Raw genomic sequence first — 17974 nt, 5'->3', positions numbered from 1 at the left:
TTATTTATGTATTTCCGTTAAAAACAAAAGTGATATGTGTATCTGCATGAAGCGTTTTCATCATGCACTAAAAAATTTAATTCTGAAAGGTTGCGGGAGAAACTATGTCAGTAATAACGTTTAAGCCATGGGAAAGGCTAGTCACCGATATTAAATTGGTACCAAAATTGGTCATGTTAATGGTATTTAGTACCATATTGTTGGTAACGAAACAGTTATGGGATGCTAATACATTTTATCAATCCGTTATTACTATTCAGAAAGAGCGAGCACAAGAATCTGCAATGGCGAATGCTGAACTTGTAAATCGTCTACTAAATTATAACGCTGAAGGAAAAGAGTTAGCTGCAGAAGCCATCACAATTCAAGCTAAGGGCTGGAAAGACGGTAACTACATTTATGTAATTGACCGTGACACAGGTAAAGTCTTTGGACATCAATCAGCAACATCGCTTTCATCGTTAACTCAAACGTTAGATGAAGGGGCATCATTACAGCAAGTATTTGAGCAACTCACTTCTAATAAAACCTATTCATTACTTGATCACACTCGATATGAGTCAGCGGTGAAAGTTCCAGACCATAACTGGGTTGTTGTGGCTTCTCAATCAGCTAGTGTTGCAGAACAATATTATCAAGATTATCTCACTCAAGTGATCTGGCAAACTTTGGCAATGATTGTGTCATTCATGGTTATTTTACTTGGTGCTTCAAGCATTATGCTACGACAAATGAAATACTTGAATACGTCAATGAAGCAGATCGCGGAGCAAAATTTATCAGAGCCAGTAGAGATGAACTGTAAAGATGAATTTGGTGATTTAGCAAGAGAGTTGAATAAAACACGGTTACAACTAAAGAGTGTTGTTGAGACTCAGTTGTCAGCATCTCAAGAGCTCGCGGGTTTAACTGAAGTCATGACTATCAGTATGGAAGGTACAAAGGAAGCGGCTCAAGAGGAGTTTGCAGAAATTGACCAGTTAGCAACAGCGATGAGTGAAATGAACTCAACGGTTCAAAATGTTGCTGAGAATGCACGTAATGCTTCAATTGGAACTGAGCAAGCTCAATCTCAAGCGAAAATTGGCCAAGAGTTTGTAGAAGGTACAATTGTTAAGATTCAAGCATTGTCAGGTGATATTGCTGCCTCAGCAGAAGTGGTAAATCAAGTAGAAGAGCGAGTGGTTTCTATTAGCTCTGTTGTTGAGACGATTCGTGGTATTTCAGAACAGACTAACTTACTTGCTCTTAACGCGGCGATTGAAGCGGCACGTGCTGGTGACGCTGGTCGTGGTTTTGCTGTCGTTGCTGATGAGGTAAGAAACCTTGCGCAGAGTACTCAAGGGGCGACAGTAGAAATTCAAGATATGATCACGCAACTTCAAAACAGCGCTAATCAAGCGGTAGAGTTGATGGAAAAAAGCGTAGTTGAAGCCGCGGAAGGTGTTGAGCTTGTTACGAATGCAGGGTCTGAACTTGATCGCATTGTTGAACAAGTAAATAAGATTAATGAAATGAACTTCCAGATCGCAAGTGCTGCAGATCAACAAAGCAGCGTAGCGGAAGAAATGGATCAAAACCTAACTAATGTTAGAGAGTTGGTTGATGCTTCTGTTGTGGTGATGACTGAATTAACGGAAACCTCAGAAGAAATGCAGAAAAATGCAGAAGAGTTAGAGTCAAAAATGAAGGTTTTTAAAATCTAACTTATCCTGCTTTAAAATTAATAACGCCTACACTCCAGTTGTAGGCGTTTTTGTTTGCGGCTAAAACTAAAATTTGGCACAGTGTTATTTGCTCTGTGTACTATGCTACTAATCCAAATAAGTCTATGGCTATTTTGCTTGTTAACATAACCGATTCATTTATTTGCTCGAATTGGTATGAATGGAACTTTCGATAAGGAATATCATGTCTTTGCCATCATCTCTACTTTCTCTCGCTGAACATCGTTTTCAAGAGCTTACATATATTGATCATATTCAATCGTGGCCAGAAGCGTTTAAAACTCAATTAATGATAGCTTTGGGATGCAGTGACTTTCTTCATGAAGCGTTTGAACAAGATGAATATCTTTGTCAGCATTTTCCAAACTTATTCGAAGTGGAGTGTCGTAGTGAACAATATCGAGAGTTATTACAAACTCAGTTAACGAAATGCACCGATGAAAATAGTTTAATGAGGGAACTTCGTTATTTTCGTCGTCGAGAGATGAGTTACATTGCATGGCAGGATTTTAATTTAGCTCACAATGACACCTCCAATTGGTCATTAAAGCAAAGCTTATCTCACCTATCGTTACTGGCTGAAGCCCTAATTGTTGAGTCGTATCAATGGTTATATAAGCAAGCGTGTATTGATTGGGGTACACCTAAGAACGAGAAAGGTGAGGATCAACCCATGCTCATTATCGGCATGGGTAAATTGGGTGGTGGAGAGTTGAATTTCTCATCCGATATTGATTTGATTTTTACTTATCCTGAAAACGGGGAGACCGAAGGCGCTCGTCGTAGCATTGCCAATGCACAATTTTTTACTCGATTAGGCCAAAAGCTGATTAAAGCGTTAGATCAAAAAACATTTGATGGTTTCTGTTATCGAGTTGATTTACGACTTCGTCCATTTGGAGACAGTGGACCGTTAGTCATGAGTTACGCAGCGTTAGAAGATTATTATCAAGAGCAAGGGCGTGACTGGGAGCGTTACGCAATGATAAAAGCGCGAGTAATGGGTAAAGAAACGTATAGCCATTATCAAGAACTTCGCCAAATGCTGCGTCCCTTTGTTTTTCGTCGCTATATTGATTTTGGTGCCATTCAAGCATTACGTCGAATGAAATCCATGATCACCAGTGAAGTTCGCCGTCGTGGATTAAGTAACAATATTAAATTAGGCGCAGGTGGTATTCGAGAAGTTGAGTTTATTGCTCAAGTATTCCAACTTATTCGTGGTGGACGTGAGCCATCATTGCGTGGTCGTGGGTTACTAGAAACCTTATCTGCGATTAAAGAATTAGGACAACTTTCTGTTTCAGATGTTGATACCTTAATGGTGGGGTATTGCTTTTTAAGACGTTTAGAAAACCTGTTACAAGCTATCAATGACAAACAAACGCAGACGTTACCTGATGATGAAAGAGATCAAATGCGTTTAGCTTTTGCGATGGGAATGCAAGATTGGTCAACCTTGTATACAGAAATACAGCAACACATGACGTCAATTCATGCGGTATTCCATGACCTGATTGGTGATGATGACGATGAGTCAGAAAACAGTATCGATTCATCTTATCGTGAGTTATGGGATATGGCTCATAACAAAGAAGTATTAGAGCACATTCTCGAAGAGCTCAATCCAGAGCAATCAGTACAACTCACTAATCAGATTATTGACTTTAAAGGTGAGCTTAAAAAGAAAACCTTAGGGCCAAGAGGGCGAGATGCGATTACGCATTTAATGCCGAAATTGTTCAATATTGTGATTAAGCGAGAAGACGCAGCTGATACTTTACCTCGCCTAACTAAATTGATTCAGGCCATTGCAACTAGAACAACGTACCTTGAATTATTGGATGAACATAATGGTGCACTGCAGCATTTAGTTCGTTTGTGTTCAGCAAGCCCAATGGTTGCAGAGCAATTAACGCGATATCCAATATTATTAGATGAACTATTGGATATTAACCAACTCTATAATCCTATTGAATTAAGCCAATATAAAGTCGAATTGCGTGAGTTTTTAGCTCGTATTCCTGAAGATGACATGGAACAGCAAATGGAAGCTTTGCGCCAGTTTAAGCAAATATGCTTGCTTAGGATTGCTGCATCAGACATTGCTGGTGGTTTATCGTTGATGAAAGTGAGTGATCACTTAACTTATCTATCAGAAGCAATAGTAGAGGCGGTTGTAAACCAAGCTTGGTTACAAGTAACTGAGAAATTTGGTGAACCCTCTCATTTAGAAGGTAGAGATAGTAAAGGTTTTGCGGTTATTGGTTATGGTAAAGTAGGCGGATGGGAGTTAGGTTATAACTCCGATCTCGATATCGTATTCATGCACGATTGTGATGTTAATACGTATACCAATGGTAAAAAAGAGATTGATGGTCGCCAATTTTATTTACGATTAGCGCAGCGCATTATTCATATTTTTTCAGTTCGTACTGCATCAGGCATTTTGTATGAAGTGGATACTCGTTTACGTCCATCTGGCGCATCGGGTCTGCTCGTTAGTACGAGTGAGGCGTTTGATGAATACCAAAGAGAGGATGCGTGGACATGGGAACATCAAGCTTTAGTTCGAGCTCGTATGATTTATGGTGATGAACAATTACAACAAGCTTTTAGAACTACACGGCATGAGATTTTGTGCTTAGAGCGAGAAGATGAAAAGCTAAAACAAGATGTTCTTGATATGCGAGAAAAAATGCGTGATCACCTTGGTGGGAAAAAAGCGCATCGTTTTATGATTAAGCAAGATGCTGGGGGAATTACAGATATTGAATTTTTGGCACAATATCTTGTTTTGAAATACAGCCATACACTTCCCAAGTTAACCCATTGGTCAGATAACGTTAGAATATTTGAAAGCTTTGCTCAGCAAGATGTGATGGACAATGGTACTGCAAATGAGCTCGTTGAGGCTTATTGCACATTAAGAAATGAAATACATCACCGTAATTTACTTGGTTTTGATGCCGACGTTGAAGACGATAAATTCAGTGATGAAAGAAACGCCGTAATAAAAGCTTGGGAGCATTGGCTTAAATAATAGTTAACGTTAGGTTTAAAACGACTAAGTTGGCGTAGAACTTGCGTAAATGCTACCATTTGTAACAGTAGATTTTTTATAAATAGCTCGAACCAATAATGGTGGATAGTTTGCTATTTATTGCCGGAGAAAAGAATGAAACCGACACTTCCAAATTATGATCAATCAAGCGTATTGATTGTTGGTGATGTGATGCTTGACCGTTACTGGGGTGGCCCTACGAGTCGTATTTCACCAGAAGCACCAGTACCTGTTGTTAAAGTTGAAAAAATTGAAGAACGTCCAGGTGGTGCAGCAAACGTAGCAATGAATATTGCTGCATTAGGTGGTGATGCACACTTAGTTGGATTGGTTGGTGAAGATGAGCCAGCACAAGCGTTAACAACAACATTAGAGTCATTAAAAGTACATTGTGATTTTGTGGCTCTTCCTGAATTTCCAACTATTACTAAATTACGAGTGATGAGTCGCGGTCAGCAACTTATTCGTTTGGATTTTGAAGATAGTTTTCATGATGTTGCTGCTGAACCAATTATTAGTCGTATGCAACAAGCACTATCAAGCGTAAAAGCAGTTGTTCTTTCTGATTATGCGAAAGGCGCTTTAGAGCACGTTCAGTTGATGATTCAAGAAGCACGTAAAGTCAATGTACCTGTGTTTATTGATCCAAAAGGTGCAGATTTTGAGCGTTACCGTGGTGCAACGTTATTAACGCCTAATATGCTTGAATTTGAAACGGTAGTTGGCAAAGTTAAAGATGAAGATGATCTAGTCGCAAAAGGTCAACAGATTATCGAAGAATTTGATTTTGAAGCATTACTTGTTACTCGTAGTGAACACGGTATGACATTACTACGCCGTAATATGGAACCATTGCATTTACCGACTCAAGCACGTGAAGTGTTTGATGTGACAGGTGCTGGAGATACGGTTATTTCAGTATTGGCTGCATCAGTATCAACAGGTAAACCGTTAGATGAAGCGTGTGCATTAGCAAACGCCGCTGCGGGTGTTGTTGTTGGTAAATTGGGTACTTCTACGCTATCAACCATTGAACTTGCAGAAGCGATTCATGGTAGCCAAGATTCTGGCTTTGGTATTATCGGTGAAGAACAGCTGATCAGTGCAGTAAAACAAGCTCGTGCTCGTGGCGAGAAAGTTGTTATGACAAATGGTTGTTTTGATATTTTACATGCAGGTCATGTTTCTTATTTAAATCATGCTGCTGAACTGGGTGATCGTTTGATTGTTGCTGTAAACACTAATGAGTCAGTACAACGATTAAAAGGTCCTGGTCGCCCAATTAACCCAACAGATCGTCGCATGGCGGTATTAGCTGGTTTAGGTGCGGTTGATTGGGTAGTTCCTTTCTCTGAAGACACACCGCAACGATTAATCTCACAAGTACTACCATCACTATTGGTTAAAGGTGGTGACTACGCGATTGAAGATATCGCAGGTGGTGCTGAAGTGATTGCTGCCGGTGGCGAAGTGAAAGTATTAAACTTTGAAGATGGCTGTTCAACAACGGGTATCATTGAAGCCATTAAAGGCGGTCGCGGTTAATATCCCTAACGCATAAAAGAAAAGCCACATTATAGTAATGTGGCTTTTTTGTTTGTGTACCCATAATGTGACAATTACATAATGGGCATAAACTTATTTGGTTTGCGTTGTCTTATTCGCTTTTAAACCCATATTGATATCCATGATATCTTGTTCGCTTAGTGTACCAACCGCTTGTTTTAGCTGAAGTACGCTAATAATGTAATCGTAACGAGCGTTTGCTAAGTTACGGTTTGCATCATATAAACGACGAGTAGAGTCTAATACATCAACAATAGTACGAGTACCAACATCAAAACCAGCTTCTGTTGCTTCTAATGCTGATTGTGCAGAGATAACTGTCTGTTCGTATGCTTTTAAAGCACCAATTGACGCATTGATGTTGTTATTAAATGCACGTACATTTTTAGTTACATCACGGTACGTTGCTTCTAGCTCTTGGCTTGCTGCTACATATTGGAATTCAGCTTGGCTTGTTAGTGAGCTTGTATTGCCACCCGTGTACAGTGGAATATATAGGTTAATACCCGCATTGATATCGCCATAGCTTCCATCATTTGCAGAGATACCAGAGTTACTTTGGTCTGTGTAATTATAACCCGCATCAAAAGTTAGAGACGGCATATGACCTGAACTTGCTAGAGAGATATTATCTTTTGCTACATCAGCGCTAATACGAGCGGCTAATAAGCTTAAGTTTTTCTCTTGTGCTTCTTCAATTAGGCTATCAGATGTTTGCTCTGATGGGCTTGCTGAAAAGCGTTTAGTATCAAGTACACTTAGGTGAGTATGGCCTTGGCCTGTAATTACTCGTAAATCTTCGTAGCTATTGACTAATTGGTTTTCTGTTAATACTTCATTTGCTAATACGCTATCGTATTGAGCTTGAGCATCATGTACGTCAGTAATTGCTGATAAACCAACATCAAAGCGTTGTTTGGTTTGTTCAAGTTGACGAGCAACGGCTGCTTTCTCTGCGCGTACAAATTCTAGATTATCATTGGCACGTAATACGTCAAAGTAAGCTTGTGCAACACGTAGAATGACACCTTGCTGCTCTGCAGCATAGGCTGAATCTGCTTGGCGAGCACTTTTCTCAGCAATGTCTAGGCTAACCCAACTAGATTGTTGGTATAGCTCTTGAGAAAGGTTAATACCAGCAGTTAAACGGTCGTTATCGCGACGATCTTCGTCACTACGTAAAATATTGTAGCCTGCTGTTAAATCGATTTGAGGTAACAATGAACTTTGCGAAGAGTTTACCGCTTCAAACGCTGCGTCTTTCGTTGCAGCAGCTCTTAATAGCTGAGGGTCATTTTCTTTAGCTTGGTTATAGACTTGTGCTAGATCATCGGCAGCAGCTAAAGAGCTGAAACTACCTAGTGCCATTCCAATAAAGAGTGGAAGCAGTTTTCTCATGGTGGTTTGTCCTGCAAAAATTGTTTTATATAATATAGTTCATAGAGTGTACCTTATCTAGACACTCTCTGGCTCTAAAGATTACGTTTTTTTACGTTTTATAAGCATTACTTCAAACAAATATAATGGAAAGCTTATAAAAAAAATGTAAGCATTATCAAAAAAGTTGAGTTAATAAATTGTTGCTCGTAAAAATGAGTGATAAAACAGAGCGAGAAATTGAGAGGAATCGATGGTTTTATCATCAAATATGGACCCTGTGAATCAGTTTAATTCTAAAGATGTTGAAATAATATCGAAAGAGCCTTTGTTTAATGGTTTCTTTAAAATGACAAAAGTTGCTTTTCGTCACCAATTGTTTAGCGGCGGTTGGAGTGAAGTCATTGAACGAGAGCTTTTTGAGCGAGGTCATGCGGTTGCATTATTGCCTTATGATCCTAAAACGGATCAGGTTGTATTAATTGAACAGATCCGAGTTGGGGCATTAGAATCTAACGCGCCTTGGCAATATGAAATTGTCGCAGGCATGATCGATAAAGATGAATCGGCAGAACAAGTAGCAGTACGTGAAGCCAACGAAGAAGCTGGTATCTCCGTTGCGCATTTAGAAAAGATATCGCATTTTTATCCATCTTCGGGTGGCTGTACTGAAAGAATCGATGTTTTTGTTGGGTGTGTTGATGCGTCTAAAGCCGAAGGTATCCACGGTTTAGAAGATGAAAATGAAGATATTCAAGTACATGTTGTTTCTCGTGAAGAGGCGTATGCTCTTGTTAATCGTGGCATAATTGAGAATGCAGCCTCAATTATTGCCCTTCAATGGTTAGAATTAAATGTTTCGCGTTTGCGATCACAGTGGAATGCGCAATAACATGCGTAAATACCATGTAGATTTAGCAAGCTTGATGAGAGTATATGAAACTAATTACGCTAAATTAGTGTCTCTTTTACCAAAGAAAGAAAATATAGGTGCATTAGCAAGCTATCAAGTGTGCCAACAGCAGTATCAGATAAAAGTCTTGGAAGTCACGGTATATACCACCTTGGTTGAGGTTTATCAGATTGATGAACAACCGATATATCCGCTTCCGAAATTAACGGTTCGACTTTATCATGATGCGAGAGTTGCAGAGGTATGTGCGAGTCAGCAACTTGCTTATATCAAAGCAAAATATGATTATCCAAATGGAAAGATGCTTCAGAAAGATGAAAAGCATCAATTAAACCAGTTCTTAAGTGACTGGCTGACGTTTTGTTTAAAAAATGGGATAAGCCAAGAACCCATTTTTTTAGAAAAGAATTAAAAGGTTGTAGCTATTTTGCTCTCTGAAACATTACTTAATGAAGAAAGCGATTCGATTCGCTTGTTACAGATAACAGATACCCATTTGTTTGCGCCAGAAGATGGAGCATTACTTGGCGTACCTACACGAAAAAGCTTTCAAAGCGTTGTAGAACAAGTGCTACAACGAACTCCTGATTTTGATGCCATTCTTGCTACGGGTGATATTTCTCAAGATCATACCGTTGAATCTTATCAGCACTTTGTTAAGGGAATAACACCTCTAAAAAAGCCTTGTTTTTGGCTTCCTGGTAATCATGACTATAAGCCAAGCATGGGCGGTGTTTTGCCTTCTCCTCAAATTAGTGCGTGTGAACACTTACTTATTGGTCAGCATTGGCAAGTGATTATTCTGGACAGTCAAGTTGTAGGTGTTCCTCATGGTGCATTATCTGATGAACAATTAACATTATTAGATAACGCATTATCTCAACACCCTCAACGTCACTCGTTGGTATTATTGCATCATCATCCATTACCTGCTGGAAGCGCTTGGCTAGACCAACATCAACTTAAAGAAAGTGACCAATTTTGGTCTGTTTTAGCAAAACATCGCAATGTGAATGGGATAGTTTGTGGACATATTCACCAAGAGCTAGATCGTATCGTTAACGGTGTTCGCTTATTAGCAACGCCATCCACTTGTGTTCAATTCCTACCTGATTCGGATGATTTTGCTTTGGACTCTCAAGCTCCAGGTTGGAGGACGTTAGATTTATTACCAAATGGTGATATTGAAACTCAGGTGCATCGCCTTAAAAATTGTGATTTTTCAGCGGATAGTGAAGCAGGAGGCTACTAATGAGTAAACCAAGTTTGCTTTTGTATATCCATGGTTTTAACAGTTCCCCTTTGTCGCATAAAGCACAAGTTATGGCGGAGTACTGCAAAGTACATCGGCCTGATATAAAGGTCATTGTTCCTCGATTACCTTCTTATCCTTCACAAGCTGCTGAATATTTAATTCAACTTGTTGAAGAATATAAAGATACTTATCAGATTGGTTTAGTTGGTAGTTCTCTTGGCGGATATTTATCTACTTGGTTGAATCATCGATATGGTTTTAAAGCCGCTTTAGTTAACCCAGCTGTTAAACCTTATGAATTGCTTGTTGATTACCTTGGAAAACAGATAAATCCATATACTCAAGAAGAATACTTTCTTGAGGAAAAGCACATGGCTGAGTTATTCGCTTTACAAGTAGAAACTATCCATTCAGTAGATGACTTATGGCTATTGCAACAAGAAGGCGATGAAGTCCTTGATTATCGACAAGCCGTAGATAAGTATTCAGCTTGTAAACAAACAATAGAAAAGGGCGGCGATCATAGTTTTGTTAACTTTGAACGTTATCCTGAACAAATTATTCAATTTCTAAATTTATAGTTACTGTTTCTCTACGCACGAGACACAGTATCTATACAATCTTTAATACAAAGCCACATATTTAGAGTGGAATAAGGGCGTTTGCTTGACTTTCTTTCCTCGCTTTCAGACTATGTGACAAATTTTAAGAAGCCTTCCGAGATATGACTGAACAATATAATGCAGGAGCCATTGAGGTTCTAAATGGCCTTGAGCCCGTTCGTCGCCGTCCTGGTATGTATACCGACACTGTCCGTCCAAACCATTTGGGCCAAGAAGTTATTGATAACAGTGTCGATGAAGCCCTAGCCGGACACGCGAAAAAAGTTGAAGTAATTTTACATGCCGATCAATCACTTGAAGTTATTGATGATGGGCGTGGTATGCCTGTTGATATCCATCCAGTAGAAAAAGTATCAGGTGTTGAACTTATTTTGTGTAAGTTACATGCTGGTGGTAAATTCTCAGGTAAAAACTACGAATTCTCAGGTGGCTTACACGGGGTTGGTATCTCTGTAGTAAATGCCCTGTCAAAACGAGTTGAAGTAACGGTTCGTCGTGATGGCCAAGTGTATGAAATTGCATTTGAACACGGTGATAAAGTATCTGATTTAACCGTAACGGGCACTTGTGGTCGCCGTAACCGCGGTACCAGTGTTCATTTCTGGCCTGATGCGAGCTATTTTGATTCTGCAAAATTCTCTGTTACTCGTCTTATCAATAATTTAAAAGCCAAAGCGGTACTTTGTCCTGGCTTAGAAATTGTTTTTAAAGATAAAGTTAACGATAAAGAGCATAACTGGTGTTATGAAGACGGTCTTAAAGATTATCTTCTTGAAGGTGTCACTGGCTTTACATTATTACCAGAAATTCCATTTACAGGTGCTTTTTCTGGCACTGGTGAAGCGGCAGATTGGGCGGTAACTTGGCTACCAGAAGGCGGTGAGCTAGTTGCTGAAAGTTATGTAAACCTTATTCCTACAGCACAAGGTGGTACACACGTAAATGGCATGCGCCAAGGTCTTCTTGATGCAATGCGTGAGTTTTGTGAATTCCGTAACCTTGTTCCTCGCGGCGTTAAGTTAACTGCTGATGATATTTGGGACCGTTGTGCCTACGTCTTATCGGTGAAAATGCAAGATCCACAATTTGCAGGTCAAACTAAAGAGCGTTTATCTTCACGTCAGTGTGCGGCGTTTGTTTCTGGTGTGGTAAAAGATGCATTCAGTTTATGGTTAAATGAGAAACCACAAATTGCAGAGCAACTTGCTGAAGCATGTATTGCGAATGCGCACCGTCGTATGCGTGCAGCTAAAAAAGTGGTTCGTAAGAAAATTGCTTCAGGTCCAGCTCTTCCGGGTAAATTGACCGATTGTTCTGTTCAAGATTTGGCTCGTACCGAACTTTTCTTAGTGGAAGGGGATTCGGCGGGCGGTTCTGCAAAACAAGCCCGTGATCGTGAGTTCCAAGCGGTTATGCCACTGCGTGGTAAAATTTTGAATACATGGGAAGTATCAGCTGACCAAGTATTAGCATCTCAAGAAGTACATGATATCTCTGTTGCTTTGGGTATTGACCCTGACTCTGATGACTTATCTGGTTTGCGTTACGGTAAAGTATGTATCCTTGCCGATGCTGACTCCGATGGTCTTCACATCGCAACCCTGCTATGTGCACTTTATCTAAAACACTTCAAAGCATTAGTTCAAGCTGGTCACGTTTATGTTGCCATGCCTCCTTTGTATCGTATTGATTGCGGTAAAGAGGTGTTCTACGCACTTGATGAAGAAGAAAAAGAAGGCGTATTAGATCGTCTAAGCAATAAGCGCGCAAAAATTAACGTACAGCGATTTAAAGGATTGGGTGAGATGAACCCACTTCAATTGCGTGAAACGACGATGGATCCAAATACACGACGTCTTGTTCAACTGACGATTGATGATGATGAACAAACCAATGAAATGATGGATATGCTTTTAGGTAAGAAACGTGCAGACGATCGTCGTGCTTGGCTACAATCTAACGGCGATCAGGCAGAGGTATAAAAATGAGTACAGAAATGTCCTTAGAAGGTGTTGAACAGCTGCCACTGCGCAAGTTTACAGAAGACGCTTATCTAAATTACTCCATGTACGTAATCATGGACCGTGCATTACCGTATATTGGTGATGGTTTAAAACCTGTTCAACGTCGTATTATTTATGCGATGTCTGAGCTTGGTTTATCAGCAAATGCAAAATATAAGAAGTCAGCACGTACCGTTGGTGATGTATTAGGTAAATACCACCCACACGGTGACTCTGCGTGTTATGAAGCCATGGTATTAATGGCCCAGCCTTTCTCTTATCGCTATCCATTAGTTGATGGTCAAGGTAACTGGGGTGCACCAGATGATCCTAAATCATTTGCTGCAATGCGTTATACGGAATCAAAACTGTCTAAGTTTGCTGATGTATTATTAGGCGAAATTGGTCAAGGTACAGTTGATTGGCAGCCAAACTTCGATGGCACAATGAAAGAGCCAACGATATTACCTTCACGCTTACCTCATATTTTATTGAATGGTATTACTGGTATCGCAGTTGGTATGGCAACAGATATCCCACCTCATAACGTGCGTGAAGTAGCGAATGCGACTGTTCACTTATTAGAAAATCCAAAAGCGGATTTAGATGAGGTGATGGATTTTGTAAAAGGTCCAGATTACCCAACCAAAGCTGAAATTATTTCACCATCAAGTGAAATTAAAAAGATTTACCGTTCAGGTAGAGGCAGCATTAAAATGCGTGCGGTGTGGCATAAAGAAGAGGGGGATATTGTTATTACCGCTCTGCCACACCAAGTTTCTGGTAGTAAATTATTAGAGCAAATCGCAAACCAAATGCGAGCGAAGAAGTTACCTATGGTAGATGATCTTCGTGATGAATCTGATCATGAAAATCCAACACGTATCGTTATCGTTCCTCGCTCAAACCGAGTGGATGCGGAACCATTAATGAACCATCTATTTGCTTCGACAGATCTTGAAAAAAGCTACCGTGTTAACTTAAACATGATTGGTTTGGATCAGCGCCCTCAAGTGAAAGGTTTGGTATCTATTCTTTCTGAGTGGATTGAATTCCGTCGTACAACAGTGCGTAAACGTCTTCAACATCGTTTAGATAAAGTGCTAGCTCGTCTACATATTTTAGAAGGTCTTTTAGCGGCTTACTTAAATATCGATGAAGTGATTGAAATTATCCGTACTGAAGATGATCCAAAGCATGAGTTAATGACTCGCTTTGATTTATCTGAGAAACAAGCGGAAGCGATTTTAGAAATTAAACTTCGCCAGTTAGCTAAACTGGAAGAGATTAAGATCCGTGGTGAACAAGATGAATTAGCTAAAGAGCGTGATTATCTTGAGAAACTATTAGGTTCAGAGCGTCGCTTAAACACATTAATTAAGAAAGAAATCTTAGCTGATGCTGAGAAGTTTGGTGATGATCGCCGTTCTCCATTGGTTGAGCGTGCAGAAGCTAAAGCGATGACAGAGCGTGATCTTATTCCGAGCGAAGCGATTACGGTTGTTCTTTCTGACAAAGGTTGGATTCGTCATGCTAAAGGTCATGATGTTGATCCAACAACATTGAACTATAAATCAGGTGATAAATACTTAGCCCATGCGCGTGGTAAGAGTAACGCGCCAGCTGTCTTTATGGGCAGCAATGGTCGAAGCTACGCACTTGAATCACATACATTACCTTCAGCAAGAAGTCAGGGTGAGCCAATTACGGGTCGTCTAAATATTACTGCGGGCAGTCAAATAACACATGTGGTTATGGGTGAAGAAGAACAGACATGGTTAATCAGCTCTGATGCTGGTTACGGTTTTGTTTGTAAGGGTGCAGATTTACTGTCTAAAAATAAAAACGGTAAAGCACTGTTAACTCTTCCTGAAAACTCACAAGTAATGAACCCTGAAGCGGTATCTGATTTAGAAAGTGATGAGATTTTAGCTATCACTAACGAAGGTCGAATGCTTTTATTCCCTATTAAAGATTTACCACAATTAGGTAAAGGTAAGGGTAATAAGATCATTAATATTCCAGCAGCACGTTCAAAATCTCGTGAAGAATTTTTGTCTCACTTATTGCCATTGCCTCAAGGTGCAACCATTACCTTGTATGCCGGTAAACGTAAGTTAGGATTGAAACCTACGGATTTAGATAATTTCCGTGGTGAGCGTGGTCGTCGTGGTAGTTTATTACCTAGAGGCTTACAACGAGTCACTCGCATTGATATTAATGGTGAGAGTGCAACGACTGAAGAAGAAAGTGAATAGCCTTTAGTCATTGCTTAGATACAAAAATAGCGCATTTTTTAATGCGCTATTTTTTTATTCATTACTTGGGTCTTCTTCAATTGTCACTTTAATTGTTTTGGTTATTCCTTTACGGATCACATCGACATCTACTTCAGTACCCGGTCTTAACTCTGTTACGATATCAATGACACTTTGTCTATTGGTTACACTTTTACCATCGATACTGGTAATTATATCTTGAGTAATAATACCTGCTTTTTCTGCTGGGCTATTTGGTGAAACACCTAAAACTAAAATACCGTTGATATTATCCGCATTCATTAATCTTGCCATGGCTGGGTTAATGTCTCTTCCATCGATGCCGATGTAGCCACGAATTACTTGTCCATCCGCAATCAATCGACGCATGATTTTATCTGCAAGAGCATAAGGAATTGCAAATGAAATACCATAAGTTTCTAGCTCAGTAGCTTGTTGAAATGAGGCTGTATTGATACCAACGAGTTCACCTCTGGTATTGACTAGAGCACCACCAGAGTTACCCCTGTTGATTGCAGCGTCGGTTTGGATTAATCCTTGTGTTCCATCAGCACTCAATGCAGCTCGACCTGTTGCTGAGATAATGCCAAAGGTTGTTGTTTGTCCTAGGTTGTATGGATTACCAATAGCCAGCACAACATCACCAATATCAGCTTGATAGTTTGGGTTTAATGGAATAACAGGTAGGTTGGTATCTTTAATTTGTAATACAGCTAAATCAGTACGTTTATCTTTACCAATTAATTGAGAGTTAAATAGGCGTCCATCTTGAAGAGCAACAATAACTTGATCGGCATCGGCAACAACGTGGTAGTTAGTAATAATGTAGCCTTTATCGCTAACGATAACACCAGAGCCTAAGCCTTCTGTATCTAAACGTAGACGGTCATTATCGTTGTATTTACGGCTATAGATATTTACAACCGCAGGGGCTGCACGACGAACGGCATAATTAAATGAAATTTGGTTACTGATTTGAGAGGTTTGTTCTATCGTATTTTGCTCAGGGGTGATGCTTGAGCGTAGGTTAGGGAATGCAAACAGCAATATCGCAGCTGTTGCGATACCTATCATAGCTGAACGCAATAAGAATGAGAGCATTGGCTTCCTAACCTTGATGAATAAAAAAATAATTGATTAGGATAACATTGAATCTAGTGAAAAAGTAGAGGATGAAAGGGCAAGCACTCAAAGAATGAGTGCTTGCTTCTAGGTTACTTAATAACTAGATAAAGTGAGTGTTCACCACGCTGGATGTTTAATGCGAGTACAGGTGGTTTACTTTCTAGTAGCTTTCTAAATTGCTGTAAATTTTTCACAGGTTTACGGTTAACACCGATAATAATGTCGTCTTTTTGTAAACCGTAGCGTTGTGCCATGGATGCTTTTTCTATATTACTGATTTTCACACCTTTTACTGGATCTGATTGAGAGGTGTTTTGTAGTTCTGCTCCCTTTAGGCCGTCATGAAGATTTTCAGCTTGTGCTTTAATTTGCTCAGCTTCTTTTAGTGTTGCAGTAACGGTTTTTTCTTTTCCATCGCGGATTAGGCCTAAGGTCACTTTTTTCCCTGCACCTAAAGTGGCGACTTTTGCACGTAACTCACCAAAGGTTTGAATCTTTTTAGCATTGATAGAGATCAGTATATCACCCGCTTGAATACCCGCTTTGTCAGCTGCGCTATCTGGTACCACTTGGCTAACAAAAGCACCATGATTGGTTTCATAGCCGAATGCTTCTGCGAGTTCTGGTGTTAACTCCCCTCCTTGAACGCCAAGAATACCGCGCTTAACATGCCCAAACTCTAAAATTTGTTCTGATAAATTACGAACCATATTTGATGGGATAGCAAAGCCGATGCCTACATTACCGCCATTTGGTCCTAGTATTGCGGTGTTAATACCAATTAAATCACCATTTAGGTTTACCAGCGCACCACCTGAATTGCCGCTGTTTATTGCGGCATCAGTTTGAATAAAGTTTTCAAAGTTATCTAGGTTTAATCCACTGCGACCTAAGGCTGAAATAATGCCTGATGTTACGGTTTGACCAAGACCAAAAGGATTACCAATCGCAACACTAAAGTCCCCGACACGTAAATTGTCAGAATCAGCTAATTTTATTTCGGTTAGGTTTTTTGCTTCTTCAAGTTTAAGTAAAGCGATGTCAGATAATTCGTCACTGCCAATTAATTCGGCAGTGTATTCACGTCCGTCGTGTAACTGTACCAGTATTTTTTCTGCGTTATTAATGACGTGATGATTAGTAACAATATACCCTTTTTTAGCATCGACAATAACGCCGGAACCTAGTCCTCTAAAAGGTTGCTCTTGAACTTGTTCTGAAGGAAAGTCTGGACCAAAAAAGAAACGAAACTGTTCGGGTATATGACGCTTAGATACTTGGGTACCTTCTACGGCAATACTCACGACAGCTGGAGTGATTTTCTCCAACATAGGTGCAAGGCTTGGTAATTGTTGTGAATTCACCGCAAGTGGTAAGGCTGCTTGGGATTGAATGGGGGTAATTATCGCACTGATGCTTAAAGATAAAGCACCTAAAACGAGCAAAGGTTTTTTCATCGAAATGTACTCTTAATTAAACAAAGTGTACTTATTCGACTCAAAAACCTTTGAGAAAGTTCATCGATAACATCGTATTTTAAGCGATTTTATCTTCTTTTTTTGCGTTGATATCAACTAGGTGCTCATCCTTTAAAAGGCCTGTTGCTCCATTAGCGTAATCTTTAGGTTGCTTACTAATTTCATCTTTTACATGAGCCACTTTTTTGTTTAGCTCTGGTGAAAGAGTCATTTCTCCTAGACGCGCTGAAAACGGGTTGTCTTGTTCAGGAAGATTAGGCATCAACTCTTTTGATGTTGAAGCCATGTGGTCATACATCTTATTAAAGTCTTTTGCTAACGCTTCTAGCATTGTTGCACTTGTTGCGAAGTGATCAACCAACTCTTGACGGTATTGCTCCAATTCATATTTGGATTTTTCTAAATCTTGTTTTAATGATTTTTGGTGTTTAATACCGGGTACTGTAAAACGAGAAATCATAAAGCCAATGGTAATACCAACAGCTAAGCCAATTAAAGCGTATGTCCACGCCATGAAATACTCCTTACCGTTTTTATTAATATGGGTAGGCATAACTGTGAGTT

Annotated in this window: 13 protein-coding genes; 9 read left to right on the top strand and 4 right to left on the bottom strand. The window is 39.7% G+C overall.

The genetic code is table 11. The annotated features are described in order from the left end of the window. Positions 1–104 precede the first annotated feature (104 nt). The 3 genes from GNP81_RS00895 to hldE all read left to right on the top strand — a co-directional run bounded on the left by GNP81_RS00895 (position 105) and on the right by hldE (position 6336). Entirely contained in the window at positions 105–1706 is a 1602-nt protein-coding gene (locus GNP81_RS00895; RefSeq protein WP_155671042.1) for a methyl-accepting chemotaxis protein, read from the top strand. Between the two features lie 205 nt (positions 1707–1911). Continuing rightward, positions 1912–4770, top strand: coding sequence for a bifunctional [glutamate--ammonia ligase]-adenylyl-L-tyrosine phosphorylase/[glutamate--ammonia-ligase] adenylyltransferase (gene glnE, locus GNP81_RS00890; protein ID WP_155674275.1), 2859 nt, complete (start codon positions 1912–1914; stop codon positions 4768–4770). A 135-nt stretch (positions 4771–4905) separates the two neighbouring features. Then, positions 4906–6336 carry a bifunctional D-glycero-beta-D-manno-heptose-7-phosphate kinase/D-glycero-beta-D-manno-heptose 1-phosphate adenylyltransferase HldE gene (hldE, locus tag GNP81_RS00885; protein WP_005420990.1) on the top strand — a complete coding sequence of 477 codons (1431 nt, stop codon included), beginning with the start codon at positions 4906–4908 and terminating at the stop codon, positions 6334–6336. Positions 6337–6429: 93 nt separating this feature from the next. Here hldE and tolC read toward each other — a convergent pair whose 3' ends face one another. After that, positions 6430–7755, bottom strand: a complete 1326-nt coding sequence (gene tolC, locus GNP81_RS00880) for an outer membrane channel protein TolC (protein WP_012533958.1) — start codon at positions 7753–7755, stop codon at positions 6430–6432. Between the two features lie 232 nt (positions 7756–7987). Here tolC and nudF point away from each other — a divergent pair, with 232 nt between their 5' ends. From nudF to parC, 6 genes are all read left to right on the top strand, one after another. Beyond that, entirely contained in the window at positions 7988–8626 is a 639-nt protein-coding gene (nudF, locus tag GNP81_RS00875) for an ADP-ribose diphosphatase (RefSeq protein WP_155674276.1), read from the top strand. 1 nt (position 8627) lies between these two features. Then, positions 8628–9059 carry a DUF1249 family protein gene (locus GNP81_RS00870; protein ID WP_047863562.1) on the top strand — a complete coding sequence of 144 codons (432 nt, stop codon included), beginning with the start codon at positions 8628–8630 and terminating at the stop codon, positions 9057–9059. A gap of 15 nt (positions 9060–9074) precedes the next feature. After that, a complete protein-coding gene (gene cpdA / locus GNP81_RS00865) occupies positions 9075–9899 on the top strand; it encodes a 3',5'-cyclic-AMP phosphodiesterase (RefSeq protein ID WP_155671048.1) in 825 nt (274 codons plus the stop codon). Beyond that, a complete protein-coding gene (gene yqiA / locus GNP81_RS00860) occupies positions 9899–10483 on the top strand; it encodes an esterase YqiA (RefSeq protein WP_155671050.1) in 585 nt (194 codons plus the stop codon). The genes cpdA and yqiA overlap by 1 nt, the downstream gene beginning before the upstream one ends. Before the next feature lie 143 nt (positions 10484–10626). Then, positions 10627–12507 carry a DNA topoisomerase IV subunit B gene (gene parE, locus GNP81_RS00855; RefSeq protein WP_146862959.1) on the top strand — a complete coding sequence of 627 codons (1881 nt, stop codon included), beginning with the start codon at positions 10627–10629 and terminating at the stop codon, positions 12505–12507. Positions 12508–12509: 2 nt separating this feature from the next. Next, positions 12510–14786 (top strand): DNA topoisomerase IV subunit A, encoded by a 2277-nt coding sequence (gene parC, locus GNP81_RS00850; RefSeq protein WP_155674277.1) that lies wholly within the window; start codon positions 12510–12512, stop codon positions 14784–14786. Between the two features lie 54 nt (positions 14787–14840). Here parC and degS read toward each other — a convergent pair whose 3' ends face one another. The 3 genes from degS to zapG form a co-directional block, all read right to left on the bottom strand. After that, positions 14841–15908 carry an outer membrane-stress sensor serine endopeptidase DegS gene (degS, locus tag GNP81_RS00845; protein WP_005420967.1) on the bottom strand — a complete coding sequence of 356 codons (1068 nt, stop codon included), beginning with the start codon at positions 15906–15908 and terminating at the stop codon, positions 14841–14843. Between the two features lie 113 nt (positions 15909–16021). Continuing rightward, positions 16022–17389 (bottom strand): Do family serine endopeptidase, encoded by a 1368-nt coding sequence (locus tag GNP81_RS00840; RefSeq protein WP_155674278.1) that lies wholly within the window; start codon positions 17387–17389, stop codon positions 16022–16024. 79 nt (positions 17390–17468) lie between these two features. Then, positions 17469–17924, bottom strand: a complete 456-nt coding sequence (gene zapG / locus GNP81_RS00835; protein WP_005420963.1) for a Z-ring associated protein ZapG — start codon at positions 17922–17924, stop codon at positions 17469–17471. Positions 17925–17974 lie beyond the last annotated feature (50 nt).

This window comes from Aliivibrio fischeri, assembly GCF_009727955.1.
Taxonomy (GTDB): domain Bacteria; phylum Pseudomonadota; class Gammaproteobacteria; order Enterobacterales; family Vibrionaceae; genus Aliivibrio; species Aliivibrio fischeri_A.
The sequence above is the reverse complement of the archived record's forward strand: the minus strand, read 5'-3'. Positions and strand labels throughout refer to the sequence as shown.

Coding starts and splice junctions, on each gene's coding strand:
- hldE (WP_005420990.1), top strand. CDS start 4,906: ATGAAACCGACACTTCCAAATTATGATCAATCAAGCGTATTGATTGTT.
- GNP81_RS00870 (WP_047863562.1), top strand. CDS start 8,628: ATGCGTAAATACCATGTAGATTTAGCAAGCTTGATGAGAGTATATGAA.
- parC (WP_155674277.1), top strand. CDS start 12,510: ATGAGTACAGAAATGTCCTTAGAAGGTGTTGAACAGCTGCCACTGCGC.
- GNP81_RS00840 (WP_155674278.1), bottom strand. CDS start 17,389: ATGAAAAAACCTTTGCTCGTTTTAGGTGCTTTATCTTTAAGCATCAGT.
- GNP81_RS00895 (WP_155671042.1), top strand. CDS start 105: ATGTCAGTAATAACGTTTAAGCCATGGGAAAGGCTAGTCACCGATATT.
- glnE (WP_155674275.1), top strand. CDS start 1,912: ATGTCTTTGCCATCATCTCTACTTTCTCTCGCTGAACATCGTTTTCAA.
- degS (WP_005420967.1), bottom strand. CDS start 15,908: ATGCTCTCATTCTTATTGCGTTCAGCTATGATAGGTATCGCAACAGCT.
- parE (WP_146862959.1), top strand. CDS start 10,627: ATGACTGAACAATATAATGCAGGAGCCATTGAGGTTCTAAATGGCCTT.
- yqiA (WP_155671050.1), top strand. CDS start 9,899: ATGAGTAAACCAAGTTTGCTTTTGTATATCCATGGTTTTAACAGTTCC.
- nudF (WP_155674276.1), top strand. CDS start 7,988: ATGGTTTTATCATCAAATATGGACCCTGTGAATCAGTTTAATTCTAAA.
- zapG (WP_005420963.1), bottom strand. CDS start 17,924: ATGGCGTGGACATACGCTTTAATTGGCTTAGCTGTTGGTATTACCATT.
- tolC (WP_012533958.1), bottom strand. CDS start 7,755: ATGAGAAAACTGCTTCCACTCTTTATTGGAATGGCACTAGGTAGTTTC.